The sequence below is a fragment of the Nostoc sp. DSM 114161 genome, from assembly GCF_052692665.1.
This window is the reverse complement of the sequence record NZ_CP195141.1, coordinates 5,688,870-5,702,593: the sequence shown is the minus strand read 5'-3', so window position 1 is coordinate 5,702,593 and position 13,724 is coordinate 5,688,870. Positions and strand designations below refer to the sequence as shown.

Sequence of the window (13,724 nt, the reverse complement as noted above, 5' to 3'; positions counted from 1 at the left end):
TTAACCCTGCGTGAATTACTGAACCGTATTAATAGAGTTCCCAGAATCGGTAAAAAAATAACTTTAGAATTCACAAGTCAGAAGTCAGAACTCAGCAATCCCTGAAGTGGGGGATTTAGCCTCAAGTCATATCATCAAGACTACGCACTCAGATAGCCCAACCCCGCTTTAGCATGGTTAGGGAACTAAAACACAACTTTAGCGGCTAAAGTTCTAACTCCTGAATTCTGACTTCTGAATTCTGACTTCTGACAACTTTTAATTTTTCCAACTCAAAAACCGCGCATAAATATAAGCAATTGTTTCATCAAGAACAGTCCGCACACCTTGGCTAGAACCCCACCATTTCTCTGGATCGTAATCTTGAGTTTTGGCAGCGATTACGCCAACTTCAATTTCAGGATTAAGTATTTTTTGAAAAATTAACCAACTCCTACGAGTATGAACATCCAAGGAAAAAAGATTAATTGATTCTACTTTTATATTGGAATTGGATAGCCAGCGATAAAATTCGGCAGCAGAGGCGTAACTACGATCTTTAACTACATAAGGTGTGGGAACAGCTATTACTTTTTCTGCTTCTAAACCGAGTTTATTGAAGGTGGCGGCTGTGACTTCTGCAAAATTATTGTATCCAGTAAGATAAGTTCCTTTTCCTAATGTGCCTCCGGTGGTAATTATTTGACGATAAGAACCGTTTTTAAATTCAATCAACGCTTCTTCTATAGCGTAATCTGGCAGCCATCCTTCAACAACTAATATTTCTGCTGATTTGAGAGGGGAAGTTACGGCGAGATATGAGTGTACATGAGTAATACTGAAAAATATTAAATAAGCAATCACAGTGATTGCAATCGCCCACCCCGGAGCCGTAAGTGTCCACATTTCTTGGCGTTTTATTAGTTTTATTTTTAGAAATTTTTGACGCCGACGTTTTTTTGTCTGCATTAAACTTTAGCTAGACGCTGTTCTTTCAAGTAAGTAAATACAGACTTATCACCAATATCGGCAGGAATTGGTTGCACTGTCTTTCGCAGAGCAAATACCAAAAACAACGTTGCCCAAATTCCTAATAAAATACCTTCCCATTCAATGGGTAAAATTCCTACCAAATGCCCTAATAATAATAGCGGTACTATTGGAGTTAATACTTTAGTTTCCAGGCGATTGAAGCAAAAAGCTTCTTTAAAATAAATACCTGTCAAAGCAACAAAAACAAAACCAACTCCAAATAAAGTAATGGGCTGATTGTAAATGGTAACAGCCAAAGGTTCACTATTAGATAGTGCTAAAATTGCGGATGCGATAGTACCGATCGCCCAAAAAATTTGCAACATCCGGTGCAGTATTATCATGTAGATATGAATCGTAAATAAACTTACACCGAGAGCCAAAATAAAACAGGCATATAGAGGTGTCAGCGCACTTAGAACAGTCGGGTTATTATTAAGCAAAATCAAACCGCTACCGACGGCAAAGCTGAGTGCAGCTATCATTAATCCAACGCGGTAAATAATTACGCCAGTGCGATCGTGTGAAGTAATTGTAAATTCCCCAAACTGACCTTGATAAACTTGTGGTGCAGGTAGTGTTTGCGTATTCATAGCTAAGAATGTAGTTATGATTCCTGAGTGAGTAGTACGGTAAATTGCTGAATAGTACTTTTATTATTATCGGCAATGATACGAATTTAATGTGAGTATTTCTAAAAGTATGCTCTAGGATATATGAATAATTAGATTTTTAAATCTAGTCATCAGCCTGCGATCGCAGTGTTGAGTGTTGACAGTTGAGTGATGAAAGCCAGTTTGCTTCAACTCTCAGAACCACCAAGAATACACTGACCACTGTTAACCGTCAACAGCCAACAGTTAATAAACAGTTATAATTTTGTCATCAAAACAAGACACGTACGGCATCTTGTAAATTAAGCTGTAACTGTAAGCGAGCGTTGCCGCTATTGACGGCAATTTCTACCCAGCCGTGACTGCCAACCAAAGCGATCGCCTCTCCCACCTTGACATTACTATAAGTTTCACATCCTGGTATACTCAACCCAGCAGCCTGGACGCACCAGCTTTTACCTTCAACGCAACTTCCAGGAATGTTGCTCGCTAAGTTACCAAAGCCATCTATATATTGAATGCAACCCACTACACCAGTTTTTGTCTGCTTGTACTCGCCGATATCTAGCTTCACCAAACTGGCTGGATCGATTTCTTGTCCTAGCTGTTTGAGGGGGACACCACTGGCAAGATAAGCTCCCACTGGTGCAAAAATATCTCTACCATGAAAAGTCTTGCTTGGTTGAGGAGTTCGCCAAAAGTTAAGATTTGTGAGTTCCACAACTGCCATCGCCGGACTTTGGCTTAATACTCCGCTGAAAATGCCATTATCTGGCCCGACGAGAAACCCTTGAGCAAATTCTACTGCGATCGCCCGTCGCCTGCTGCCCACACCTGGATCTACCACTGCTACATGCACTGTCCCGACTGGGAAATAAGGGTAAGCGTTCATCAAAGAAAATCGGGCTGCGGCTATGTCTTGCGGCGTAATTTGGTGCGTCAGGTCTACCACCCTGATTTGAGAGTTAATTTGGGCTATTACTCCTTTCATCACCCCCACATAGACATCGCGATCGCCAAAATCGCTTAGCAAACTCACCAGTGGTTGTCGTTCCATCCAATTCTCAGACATGATTTGACTAAAATTTAGATTTATTCAAAAATTTCTGTAGCAACAGCTACAAAATATATGCTATGTTAAGAATAGAAGACATAAAGGCAAAAATTAAGAGGTAATTCCTATGAATCAAGGTAGATTACAGGCTGCCAGAAAAGCCAGAGAAGCTCACAGAGAGAATATTCAAAAAAGCCTAGAACATCGCTTGCAAGTAGCCAGAGCAAAAGGCGACGAACAGCTGATTCGTCAACTAGAAGCTGAGATGAAATATTCCAACTAAATCAAGTTTTCACTGTTCATAGTTTTGTTGTGTACCCCGCTACAGCGGGTTTTTTTGTTTTCTGTCAAGGTACCAGACGCGATAAATAGGCGTCTTTGCAATTGAAATTTTTCTACCAAACTTTACTCATATTTAAAATAAAACCAGGCAATATGGGGTCGCCGCTAACGCTAGCAGGATTATCCAAACATTGCTCTGATAATCCAGGGCGATAAACATAAACTTTGCGTTGCTTACGATCAATTAACCAGCCTAACTGTATTCCCGGCTCATTCATATACTCCTGCATTTTTTCCTTCAAAGTTTGGAGGTTGTCGCTAGGAGATTTGAGTTCAACTACAAAATCTGGACAAATAGGAACAAATTTTTCTTGTTGTTTTGGAGATAGAGAATTCCACCGTTCTAGTTTAATCCACGAAGCATCGGGCGATCTGTTTGCACCTGTTGATAACTTAAATCCAGTACTAGAGTCAAAAGTTATACCTGTACCGTCTTCTTCAGACCACACCCAGAGCTGCCCAAAGATGTTCCCTCCACGGTTGCCTGTTGTCCCGCCTGTAGGTGGCATAATTGATATTTCTCCAAATTTATTGCGCTCAATGCGTAAATCGCGATTTACTTGACAGAACTCAAAAAATTGTTCGTCTGTCATTTGCATTGATGACGGAATTTGCAAAACCAAAGGGGATGAAAACATGAGCATTTCCTCCAGGTTCCGATGCTGAGTCCACTAACTTGATTCTCACGCAAAGACGCAAAGACGCCAAGATTTAGGTTGGCGGCTTTGCGTCTAATGCAAGAAATCATTTTTAGATTTACTTGTTAGGCTGAGGAGTTAAGCGCAGATAAGGTTTAACTTCCTCATAGCCTTTGGGGAATTTCTCTTTGAGGACTTCTGGATCTTTGAGTGAGGGGACAATTACGACATCCTCTCCATCTTTCCAGTCAGCTGGAGTCGCCACGCTGTATTTATCAGTCAATTGCAAAGAATCGATAACCCGCAAAAGTTCGTCAAAGTTGCGTCCTGTGCTGGGAGGATATGTGAAAGTGAGACGGAGTTTTTTGTTGGGGTCAATTACGAAAACCGATCGCACCGTTACAGCTGCGTTGGCATTGGGGTGAATCATATCATAAAGGTCAGAAACCTGGCGATCGGCATCTGCCAAAATTGGGTAGTTAAGAGTCGTGCTTTGAGTTTCTTCGATATCTCCTATCCAGCCGTTGTGTGATTCAACATTATCGACGCTAAGTGCGATCGCTTTGACATTGCGCTTGTCAAATTCTGGTTTGAGCTTGGCAACTGTGCCGAGTTCTGTTGTACAAACAGGTGTAAAATCAGCAGGGTGAGAGAACAGCACAACCCAGCTGTCGCCTGCCCATTCGTAAAAATCGATGTCGCCGTGTGTTGAGGCTTGTTTAAAGTTAGGTACTGTATCACCTAAATGGAGAGCCATGTGAGATTCCCTGTAGTTAGAAAAGCATCTGTGTTCTACTTTGTCATCATGACACAAAACCCCTATTCCCCAATCGGGCTTTAGCGGTTTTAAACAAAATTTTAGGTTGTTAAGACTTTCGTATCAGAGAATGGGCATAGGGCTTTCCAGAAAGTGTGGGAAGGGTGGGAGGTGTGGGAGGATGGGGAAGAAATCTTTCCCCCCACACTCCCCACACTTCCCCATCTCCTCATCTCCCCTGCTCCCTGCCTCCCCTACCTCCTCTGCTCCCTATCTCGCTACTCTCCAGTCCCTTTTCCCAACGATGATTGCAATACTTTTACTTTTAACTGTCGGTGTTATCCTCAGCACAACTGCAAGTTTTATTTTTGGAGTTCCGTGGTTGATGCCGATTTTGGGTGCTGCTGTCCCCTATCCTATTTTCTTTTTACAAGTGCGTCGTCAACAATATAAAAATGCTTTTTGGTGGATGTTACTGTGGGGAGTGTTGCAGAGTATTGCTGTAATTGTAGCAACAGCGATCGCTCCGCAAACAGCAGCAAAAGTCATCCTTCGCGGAGAGTCATACACTACGGAAATGTTTCACTGGATTCGCACAGGCGAAGGTATGGAAGGAACGCTGAGTTTGTTTTTACCAAACCATTTATTGCAGTATGGGATTTTTTGTATTCTGTGTGTTGTTAGCATCAGTAGCACTGCATTAATCTTTGGCACTTGGATGTTAAATTATATGAATTTCTATGTTGCACAATTGGTAAAAATGAGTGCTAAACCTTGGTTAGCAGCTATTTTAGGGTGGTATCCTTGGTCGCTTGTGCGGGTAATTGGGTTTATTGCAACTGGGGTGGCTTTAGCTGCATTAGGATTAAATTTATTAACTCGCATTAGAGGCGAAGTTCCTAAATCTACTTTTCCGAAAACTTATATGTTAATTGGAATTACTTTTGTAATTGCAGATATTATCATCAAAGCAATTCTAGCGCCCATTTGGCAAAAATTACTATTGTCTGCGTTGGGTTAAATTAATTTATTTGCCAAAATTTTCTCATAGGCCTGGATTGTTTGCTTAGCGATCGCATCCCAACTAAAATTTACATAAGCATGTTTTTGGGCATTTAATCCCCGTCGTTGGCGTTCTGTAGGATTTTGCAAAGCTACTTGCAGTAAATCCACCAGCGCTTCGACATTTGTTGTACCCACCCAACCCGACTCACTATCACGTATTTGTTGACAAATATGCACTTGGTCAGAAATGACTACGGGTATTCCTGCTAGCATTGCTTCAGCTACAGCAATGCCAAAATTTTCATAGTAGGAAGGTAAGACGAATAAATCAGCAGCTTGTAGTAAACTAGCTTTTAATTTACCAGTAACAAAGCCAGTAATTGTAGTGTGCGATCGGAGTGGGGAATTTTTAATTTGGGATTTTATCTTTTCTTCGTAATCAGGATCTTGAGGATTTGTACCAGCTAAAATAAAATGAAACTTATAATCATCTGCTAATAATTTTTCTAGCGCCGGAATCAATAAATCTAACCCCTTTTTTGGGTCGATTCTTGACATAAATAATACCAACGGTATATCGCCAGCAATATTAAATTGCTGACGTGTTATATTTCTCTCCTCTCCTTTTATTACTCCCTCTTGTTTTACACCCAAGGGAATTACCAAATCTGGCGTCGAAACTCCAAATCGTTCTGATATTTTAGCTTCTTGTTCGCTAGTAAAATGAATTGCTGCCGCACCAGCTAAATTTTGGCGTTCTATAATTGCTGTATAAATCTGTTTTAATTGCTTTTTTTTGCGTAAATCAGCCGGATCGAGAGTACCCAAAGGACGCAAAATATAAGGTAGATTTTGCTGGCGACAGACAATAGCAGCAGCACTACTTATAGGCGAAAATAAAGCATGAATATGTGCAATGTCAAATTCCTGACCATGACGTTTTAGCCACTTTAATAAATCTAGAGAAAATTTGTAGCGACGAAATGGCGCACAACGAAAATAAATGATTTCATAACCATCTTGTTTAATTGGGCGATTTAAAGGAACATCCAAAGGTATTTGACCTGTATCGCCATTACTATCAGTTGTCAAAATTGTAACTTCTACTCCCTCTTTTACCAACGCTGGAGCTAATCCCAGTACCATTTGACTGGGGCCGCCATAAATCAGAGAAATTGAGGGAACAATTTGTAAAATCTTCATTTTTTTCTATTAGTTATTAGTTATTAGTCATTAGTAATTAATCATTAGTCATTTATTAGTTAACAATATACCTCTTGCATAAATCGAAAATAAGAACCCTAAAGAGCCTTTTTCTCTCGTTGTATGAAACCACCCTGCTATATTTTATTCGTAGGGGGTGGTGTACCGCCACAGTGCAGTGGCTCCTAAAGGAGACGTTGGAGCTTGCTTTCTTGTAGGGCTACAGTAAGAATAAGAGTTTTAGAGACTTTTTGCGTAAGTCCTACAATTTAAACTAACTATTTTCTTCCCTAAATAATTCCACTAAACCAACAGTACCTACGAAAAAAGTATAAATACCATATTGAAATGGCAGTTTACTTTTTGAGCCAGAATAAATAGCTGCTATTATTCCTTCAAATAGATGAACTATTAGCGCAAACCTGGCTATGCCAAGAATTGGAGTGAGATTATTAGGAATTTCATTAATATTTAATACACCCAAAATTTTGCCTAATTCCAATCCTATTGCGCTAGTAATTAAAACGATAGATACAATTTTTATAAATCCAGCTATCTTTTGTCCGATCTCACTTAGACTCATGCTCAAATTCAGATAATTTTTAGTTTACTCGACTTTGATTGTAACTGAAGATTATCGATCGCTGAAGACGAGAGGAATACCAGACTAAGTAAGTAGTTCTGATGTGGATGCAACACATAGTCGGTAATAGAGCTAGCTGTGCTACCCTACTTAACGCAATCAAAAATTCAAAAAGCCAAAATGTGTACCATTATACAATAAACAAGAAAAAACTGTTATAGGCTTGTAAAGCCCTTTACTTTTTTACTTTTGGCGAAACTTCACCGCCAAAAAAGCACCAGAGCGATAGGGAATTATCTGCGATCGAGGGCGATTGATACACATCAAACGTAAACCTTGTCAAGTTGAACAAATTTCTGTCAGCAGCATAGGTGGTTTCCTACGCCCTGGTTATTTACTAATTTTTATTAATTTTTAAGTGTAATATAAGGTTCCCTGTTCTCTGTTCCATTAAGAGGGTTAATGTTACTTTTTCCATACAATTGGGATTAATAGGGTGATAATTTTCTTTTTTTACCCAAAACTATGCAGTATCCTCTGGAACTCACCTTTAAACTCTGGGCATTTGCACCACAAATGTCTGTTGTTGATGCTCAAGGGAATTTGGCTTTCTATGTCAAACAGAAACTCTTCAAGCTCAAGGAAGCAATTACAATCTTTGCTGATGCTGAGCAAACTCGCCCTAGATATTACATCAAAGCAGATCGCATTATTGACTTCTCAGCACGCTATGACTTTACGGATAGCAACGGTAATTACATTGGTTCAGTAAAACGACGCGGATTAAAATCTCTTTGGCGTGCGCGTTATGACATTTTTGATGGCGACACTAGTACTTTGAACATCCAGGAGAAAAATCCGTGGGTGAAAATTGCTGATGCCCTCTTCGCAGAAATCCCAGTTGTGGGCATGTTCACTGGTTATGTTTTTAATCCAGTCTACTTAGTCAGCCGAGATGATGGCACGGTTGTGATGCGTTTGGAGAAAATTCCTACTTTCCTCTCTAGAAAATTTATCATCAAAGCTGTGGATGAACTGAGCGATCGCCAAGAGCAGCAAATTTTGTTAAGTTTGATGATGATGCTACTGCTAGAACGAAATCGTGGCTAATCCGACTAAAGGCTGAAGCTTGAAGTATGAAGTATGAACTACAAAACATCAAGTCTTATTTGTGTTTCATTTCTTATCGATCGCCTTGTGTCTGCTGTCTCATCCTTCATACTTTAAACTTCAAACAGCTTTAGTCTAACCAATCAATTTCTGCCAACTAGCAGGCCCAACAATGCCATCGGCATCCAAACCATTTTGCCTTTGAAAGTTCTTGATTGCAGCCTCGGTTTGCGGCCCGTAAACGCCATCAATTTCAATACCTACACGGTATTGCAAGTATTTGATAACTTCACCTCCAGCATGGTTTAGTCGGATGATTCGTTTTGCCAAAATTACATTGATGGCATTCCATGTAGTTTTGTCAGCAATTCCAGTCGGCTGCACTCCGATAATATTCTGGAATTTTTGTGTGGCAGATTTTGTATTAGCCCCGCTGATACCATCTTCTACTAATGCTTTACCATTTGCATCAGTTATTTTTAGTCGATTTAGAGCTTGTTGCAGCCTCTTAATAGTATCATCTACATTTTCTTCTTCGTCTGGCACTGGGGGAACTGGGTTACTTGGCACTTTACCAGTTAAACCTTTGACGATCGCATTTGCCATTGCTTCTGGATTATAAAGATTCATATCTTTTGCTGAATCAATAAAGCAACCTTCTACCAGAATCGCGGGCATATCCGTATTCTTGAGGACAAACAAGTGGGAACCACTCTTAACACCACGATTAAAAAATCCCAATTTCACAATTTCATCTAATACAGGTTTGGCGATTTTTCTACCTGCATCGCTAGTAGCAAATACTTCTGTGCCATTAGCTTGCCCGTTGAAAGAATTAAAATGAATTGAGACATAAACATCTACTCTACTGCCATTCGCTGTAGCACATCTTTTTGATAGAGATTCTCTTACTGTACTTGCACTACTCGGCTTACATACTACAACTTCATGCCCTAAAGCTCTTAACTTGGTTATAACTCTATTACCGACATCCAGAGTTAAATTATCTTCAATTTTGATTCCTCTAGCTCCCGTATCTGGTGGACAATTGTGCCCGCTATCAATTCCAAATTTCATGATTTCATCCTCAAGTGACTTCTTTTTACACTAGTCCAAAACTCTTAAAATTATAAAGAGAAAATTTTGTTTATACTTAATTTGTAAAGTATTTTTTGACAACGATCGCATTATTTTAAGCATTAGTACGCTAGCAAACAAATTTATTTTTATGCCAAGTAGAATCAGAAATTTTTTTGCGGTAAAATCCTGCGATCGCACAAAGAAAAATTGCTACCAAAAACACAACCCTCATAATTTATCAAAATCGAGAATAACCGAGTAATTCTTGCAATAAAATTAAATGCAGCAATTACCCCCATTATTCAGATAATAACGCTTGGTAAAAGTAGAAAGCTATGTTGAAGGGGGCAGGGGGGCAGGGGGGCAGGGGAGGCAGGGGAGGCAGGGGGGCAGGGGAGGCAGAGGGTAGGAGGCTTTCTGCGATCGATTTTATACTTTCGTAATAGTTATAGAGTCAAGACTTACGCACAAAGGTTATCTGTTGAGACTTGCCAGAATTCTACTAACCTGAACCTGTCGGTAGATATTTAACAATCAGCTTGAAAGCACGTTTAAAATTTAAGTGAAGAAATATTTCGTAACTTACGGGCATGAAACGCATCGTCTTGGTTGCTGGGTTTGAATCGTTTAACGCTGACTTGTATAGAAAAGCGGCTTTTTTGGCTAACTCTGGCTGTCCGCAGTTGGATATTCGGGTATTTAGCGATCGCGATCTTACAAGCAAACGCCAAGAAGTAGAAGCAGCACTCGATGGCGCGGATGTGTTTTTCGGCAGCTTACTATTTGATTATGACCAAGTTGTTTGGTTGCGCGATCGCATTGCCCAAATTCCCATCCGCTTGGTGTTTGAGTCAGCCTTGGAATTGATGAGTTTAACCAAGCTGGGTGATTTTGCCATTGGCGATAAACCCAAGGGAATGCCCAAACCAGTTAAATTCATCCTCGACAAATTCAGCAACGGACGGGAAGAAGACAAACTCGCAGGTTACATCAGCTTCTTAAAAATTGGGCCGAAACTCCTCAAATACGTGCCAGTACAAAAAGTCCAAGACTTACGCAACTGGTTAATTATCTATGGTTACTGGAATGCTGGCGGTTCAGAAAACGTCGCTTCATTATTCTGGACGCTGGCAGAAAAATACTTAGGTTTAAAAGTCGGCGATATTCCGCCGCCAGTGGAAACGCCGAATATGGGGTTACTTCATCCGGATTATTCAGGGTTTTTTGTATCGCCGCGTGAATATTTGGAATGGTATCAAAAAGAGGGCATGGGGCAAAGGGCATGGGGCATGGAAAAAATTTCCCAGTCTCCAGTTATAGGCATTCTTCTTTATCGCAAACACGTCGTTACCAAACAACCTTATATTCCCCAACTGATTCGGCATTTTGAAGCAGCTGGGTTAATTCCTTTGCCGATTTTCATCAACGGCGTGGAAGGACATGTGGCGGTAAGAGATTGGATGACTACAGACTACGAAATTGGGCAACGAAAATTAGGTAATATTGAGACTCCCTCACTTTCAACTCAAGCAGTGAAGGTAGATGCGATCGTTTCTACAATTGGCTTTCCTCTAGTGGGCGGGCCTGCTGGTTCAATGGAAGCAGGGCGTCAGGTGGAAGTAGCAAAGCGCATCCTGATTGCGAAGAATGTACCTTATATTGTTGCAGCGCCACTATTAATTCAAGATATTTACTCGTGGACGCGTCAAGGTATCGGCGGCTTGCAAAGTGTCGTATTGTACGCTTTACCAGAATTGGATGGCGCCATTGATACCGTTCCCCTTGGCGGTTTAGTGGGCGAAAATATTTATTTAGTTCCCGAACGGGTGCAGCGATTAATTGGTAGAGTCAAAAGTTGGGTGGCTTTACGACAAAAACCTGCATCGGAACGCAAGATTGCAATTATTTTATATGGCTTCCCCCCAGGTTACGGTGCTGTGGGCACAGCTGCATTATTAAATGTTCCGCGTAGTCTTTTGAAGTTTCTTTCTGCACTCAAAGACCAAGGTTACACAGTCGGAGATTTACCAGAAGATGGGGAAGAATTAATTCGCTGGGTGAAACAAGCAGATGAATCTTTAAACGACCAAAATAACCTCCCCGCATCTCCCTATCCCCGCGTCCCCGCGTCTGTCAACGTCCGCACATTAGAAAAATGGCTGGGATATCTGCGAACATCTCGCATCGAAAAACAATGGAAATCTCTCACAGGAACTGGTATTAAAACTTATGGTAATGAATTCCAAATTGGTGGTGTGCAATTAGGAAATGTATGGATAGGCGTACAACCACCTTTGGGAATACAAGGCGACCCCATGCGCTTAATGTTTGAACGAGATTTAACGCCGCATCCCCAGTATGCTGCTTACTATAAATGGTTGCAAAATGAATTTCAAGCTGATGCTATAGTTCACTTTGGAATGCATGGTACCGTGGAATGGTTGCCTGGTTCTCCTTTAGGAAATACTGGTTATTCTTGGTCGGATATTTTGTTAGCAGATTTGCCAAATCTATATATATATGCGGCGAATAATCCTTCTGAGTCGATTTTGGCAAAACGCCGCGGTTATGGCGTGTTAATTTCCCATAATGTACCGCCTTATGGACGTGCAGGTTTGTATAAGGAATTGGTAGCATTGCGAGATTTAATTTCGGAATATCGGGAAGATCCACAAAAGAATTATGCACTGAAGGAAGCTATTTGTAAAAAAATTGTGGATACGGGTTTAGATGCAGATTGTCCGTTTGAAGATGCCAAAAAGTTGGGTATTTCATTTACTCCAGAAAATATTCGGATGTTTAGCAATCATGCTTTTGATAATTATTTGGTGGAATTGTATGAGTATTTACAGATTTTAGAAAATCGGTTGTTTTCTTCGGGGTTGCATATTTTGGGACAACAGCCGAATGAGGAAGAATTAGCTTCGTATTTGGAAGCTTATTTTGGAGAAGAACTGCAAAAGCACCAAGAAAACAGAGAAGTAGAACAAAAATTAATCAAAGACTTGTTGATGCAATCTACGGATGAATTAACGAATTTGTTGAGGGGGTTAAATGGGGAATATATTCCGCCTGCACCTGGTGGTGATTTGTTGCGGGATGGGGTTGGCGTATTGCCAACTGGAAGAAATATTCACGCTTTAGATCCTTATAGAATGCCTTCACCTGGGGCTTACGAACGGGGACGGGAAATTGGTAGAAAAATTATTGCCCAGCATTTGGAAGAATATGGAAAATATCCGGAAACTGTGGCGGTGATGTTATGGGGATTGGATGCAATTAAAACTAAGGGTGAATCTTTGGGGATTCTTTTGGAATTGGTGGGGGCTGAACCTGTTAAGGAAGGAACTGGTAGAATTGTTCGTTATGAATTAAAACCTTTGGCAGAGGTTGGACATCCCCGGATTGATGTGTTGGGAAATCTATCGGGAATTTTCCGCGATAGTTTTGTGAATATCATCGAATTGTTGGATGATTTGTTTCAACGGGCGGCTGATGTTGATGAACCGGAAGATCGGAATTTTATTAGAAAACATGCTTTAGCTTTGAAGGCGCAAGGTGTAGAAAATGCATCGGCAAGATTGTTTTCTAATCCGGCGGGTGATTTTGGTTCTTTGGTGAATGATAAAGTTGTTGATGGTAACTGGGAATCTGGCGAAGAATTGGGTAATACTTGGCAAAGTCGGAATGTTTTTAGCTATGGTAGAGAAGATAAAGGTCAGGCTAGACCGGAAGTTTTGAATACGTTGTTGAAAACAAGCGATCGCATTGTTCAAGAAATCGATTCTGTAGAATATGGTTTAACTGATATTCAGGAATATTATGCTAATACTGGCGGCTTGAAAAAGGCAGCAGAAAAACAACGCGGTAAAAAAGTTACAACCAGTTTTGTAGAGAGTTTCTCGAAAGATACCACACCCCGCAATTTAGACGATTTACTCAGAATTGAATATCGCAGCAAATTAGTAAATCCTAAATGGGCCGAAGCAATGGCGAACCAAGGTTCGGGTGGCGCATTTGAAATTTCTCAACGGATGACAGCGTTAATTGGTTGGGGCGGTACTGCCGATTTTACTGATAATTGGGTTTATGACCAAGCCGCTGATACCTATGCTTTAGATGCAGAAATGGCAGAGAAATTACGCAAGGCAAATCCTGAAGCTTTTCGCAATATTGTAGGCAGAATGTTAGAGGCACATGGGCGCGGTTTCTGGCAAGCTGATGATGATAAGTTAGATAAATTGCGCCAATTGTATGAGTTGACAGATGAAGAGCTAGAGGGTGTTACAGTTTAGAAAATACGATGTTATAAAGATAACATCGTATT

At 40.6% G+C, this 13,724-nt stretch carries 12 protein-coding genes; 4 read left to right on the top strand and 8 right to left on the bottom strand.

Annotated features, from left to right (window positions below; genetic code table 11):
• Positions 1 to 258: 258 nt before the first annotated feature.
• The 3 genes from NSTC745_RS24185 to NSTC745_RS24175 all read right to left on the bottom strand — a co-directional run bounded on the left by NSTC745_RS24185 (position 259) and on the right by NSTC745_RS24175 (position 2,682).
• A complete protein-coding gene (locus NSTC745_RS24185) occupies positions 259 to 948 on the bottom strand; it encodes a YdcF family protein (RefSeq protein ID WP_445633233.1) in 690 nt (229 codons plus the stop codon).
• On the bottom strand, positions 948 to 1,604 hold the full coding sequence (locus NSTC745_RS24180) for a DUF2301 domain-containing membrane protein (RefSeq protein ID WP_445633232.1): 657 nt from the start codon (positions 1,602 to 1,604) through the stop codon (positions 948 to 950). The genes NSTC745_RS24185 and NSTC745_RS24180 overlap by 1 nt, the downstream gene beginning before the upstream one ends.
• A gap of 292 nt (positions 1,605 to 1,896) precedes the next feature.
• Positions 1,897 to 2,682 carry an SAM hydrolase/SAM-dependent halogenase family protein gene (locus NSTC745_RS24175; RefSeq protein WP_445633231.1) on the bottom strand — a complete coding sequence of 262 codons (786 nt, stop codon included), beginning with the start codon at positions 2,680 to 2,682 and terminating at the stop codon, positions 1,897 to 1,899.
• Positions 2,683 to 2,806: 124 nt separating this feature from the next.
• Here NSTC745_RS24175 and pirA point away from each other — a divergent pair, with 124 nt between their 5' ends.
• Positions 2,807 to 2,962: an arginine synthesis PII-interacting regulator PirA gene (gene pirA / locus NSTC745_RS24170; RefSeq protein WP_445633230.1), complete on the top strand. Its 156-nt coding sequence runs from the start codon at positions 2,807 to 2,809 to the stop codon at positions 2,960 to 2,962.
• A gap of 112 nt (positions 2,963 to 3,074) precedes the next feature.
• Here the strand turns inward: pirA and NSTC745_RS24165 are convergent, their stop codons facing one another.
• Together NSTC745_RS24165 and NSTC745_RS24160 are read right to left on the bottom strand one after the other, a co-directional pair.
• The gene (locus NSTC745_RS24165) at positions 3,075 to 3,659 is read right to left on the bottom strand and encodes a Uma2 family endonuclease (protein WP_445633229.1); all 585 of its coding nucleotides are present in this window, start codon (positions 3,657 to 3,659) and stop codon (positions 3,075 to 3,077) included.
• A 118-nt stretch (positions 3,660 to 3,777) separates the two neighbouring features.
• Positions 3,778 to 4,416 (bottom strand): peroxiredoxin, encoded by a 639-nt coding sequence (locus NSTC745_RS24160; protein ID WP_445633228.1) that lies wholly within the window; start codon positions 4,414 to 4,416, stop codon positions 3,778 to 3,780.
• Positions 4,417 to 4,720: 304 nt separating this feature from the next.
• On the opposite strand from NSTC745_RS24160, the gene NSTC745_RS24155 reads away from it, so the two are divergent.
• Positions 4,721 to 5,437 (top strand): hypothetical protein, encoded by a 717-nt coding sequence (locus NSTC745_RS24155; protein WP_445633227.1) that lies wholly within the window; start codon positions 4,721 to 4,723, stop codon positions 5,435 to 5,437.
• Here the strand turns inward: NSTC745_RS24155 and hpsP are convergent.
• Both hpsP and NSTC745_RS24145 read right to left on the bottom strand, forming a co-directional pair.
• Positions 5,434 to 6,624 carry a hormogonium polysaccharide biosynthesis glycosyltransferase HpsP gene (gene hpsP, locus NSTC745_RS24150; protein WP_445633226.1) on the bottom strand — a complete coding sequence of 397 codons (1,191 nt, stop codon included), beginning with the start codon at positions 6,622 to 6,624 and terminating at the stop codon, positions 5,434 to 5,436. The genes NSTC745_RS24155 and hpsP overlap by 4 nt on opposite strands.
• Positions 6,625 to 6,898: 274 nt before the next feature.
• A complete protein-coding gene (locus NSTC745_RS24145; protein WP_445633225.1) occupies positions 6,899 to 7,207 on the bottom strand; it encodes a hypothetical protein in 309 nt (102 codons plus the stop codon).
• A 525-nt stretch (positions 7,208 to 7,732) separates the two neighbouring features.
• Between NSTC745_RS24145 and NSTC745_RS24140 the strand changes: the two genes are divergently transcribed.
• On the top strand, positions 7,733 to 8,317 hold the full coding sequence (locus tag NSTC745_RS24140) for a hypothetical protein (protein WP_445633224.1): 585 nt from the start codon (positions 7,733 to 7,735) through the stop codon (positions 8,315 to 8,317).
• A gap of 135 nt (positions 8,318 to 8,452) precedes the next feature.
• Here NSTC745_RS24140 and NSTC745_RS24135 read toward each other — a convergent pair whose 3' ends face one another.
• Positions 8,453 to 9,394 carry an N-acetylmuramoyl-L-alanine amidase gene (locus NSTC745_RS24135; protein WP_445633223.1) on the bottom strand — a complete coding sequence of 314 codons (942 nt, stop codon included), beginning with the start codon at positions 9,392 to 9,394 and terminating at the stop codon, positions 8,453 to 8,455.
• 593 nt (positions 9,395 to 9,987) lie between these two features.
• Here NSTC745_RS24135 and bchH point away from each other — a divergent pair.
• On the top strand, positions 9,988 to 13,692 hold the full coding sequence (bchH, locus tag NSTC745_RS24130) for a magnesium chelatase subunit H (protein WP_445633222.1): 3,705 nt from the start codon (positions 9,988 to 9,990) through the stop codon (positions 13,690 to 13,692).
• Positions 13,693 to 13,724 lie beyond the last annotated feature (32 nt).